The 1057-nt window shown below is 51.9% G+C and carries 1 protein-coding gene; it reads right to left on the bottom strand.

The annotated features are described in order from the left end of the window. Positions 1–56: 56 nt before the first annotated feature. Positions 57–1025 carry an IS5 family transposase gene (locus tag CKK19_RS10390; protein WP_016151349.1) on the bottom strand — a complete coding sequence of 323 codons (969 nt, stop codon included), beginning with the start codon at positions 1023–1025 and terminating at the stop codon, positions 57–59. Positions 1026–1057 lie beyond the last annotated feature (32 nt).

A 1057-nucleotide genomic window follows, 5' to 3' on the forward strand; every position in this document is an offset into this window, starting at 1 on the left:
GGCTTTGTTGAATAAATCAGATTTCGGGTAAGTCTCCCCCGTAGCGGGTTGTGTTTTCAGGCAATACGCACGCTTTCAGGCATACCTGCTTTCGTCATTTTGTTCAGCGCTCGTACCAGGGCCATAGCCTCCGCAACCTGACCATCGTAGTCACGCAGCGTCAGTGAACCCCCGAACAGCTGTTTTACCCGGTACATCGCCGTTTCCGCTATCGAGCGACGATTGTAATCTGTTGTCCATTTCCACCGCGCATTACTCCCGGTCAGCCGCTGATTCGCAACAGCACGGTTACGGTCTGCATATTCACCGGGCCAGTAACCCGCACCTTTTCGGGGCGGGATAAGCGCGCTGATTTTCTTACGCCGCAGTTCATCGTGACAGAGCCGGGTGTCGTAAGCGCCGTCTGCCGATGCTGCCCTGATTTTTCTGTGAGTCTGCCGGATAAGACCCGGGAAGGCTTCTGAGTCCGTCACATTGTTCAGCGACAGGTCTGCACAGATGATTTCATGTGTGTTGCTGTCAACTGCCAGATGCAACTTTCGCCATATACGACGGCGTTCTTTGCCGTGTTTTTTGACTTTCCATTCGCCTTCACCAAAGACCTTCAGCCCGGTGGAATCAATCACCAGATGCGCGATTTCACCTCGGGTGAACGTTTTGAAACTGACATTAACCGACTTTGCGCGCTTGCTGACACTGGTGTAATCCGGGCAGCGCAACGGAACATTCATCAGTGTAAAAATGGAATCAATAAAACCCTGTGCAGCCCGCAGGGTCAACCTGAACACGCGTTTAATGACCAGAACGGTGGTGATGGCGAGATCAGAATAGCGCTGAGGTCTTCCCCGTGATGAAGGCGTTGCCGACTCATACCAGGCCTGAATAGCTTCATCATCCAGCCAGAAAGTTATGGAGCCACGGTTGATGAGGGCTTTATTGTAGGTGGGCCAGTTGGTGATTTTGAACTTTTGCTTTGCCACGGAACGGTCTGCGTTGTCGGGAAGATGCGTGATCTGATCCTTCAACTCAGCAAAAGTTCGATTTATTCAACAAAGCC

This window comes from Enterobacter sp. CCUG 70166, assembly GCF_020224095.1.
Lineage (GTDB): Bacteria > Pseudomonadota > Gammaproteobacteria > Enterobacterales > Enterobacteriaceae > Enterobacter > Enterobacter intestinihominis.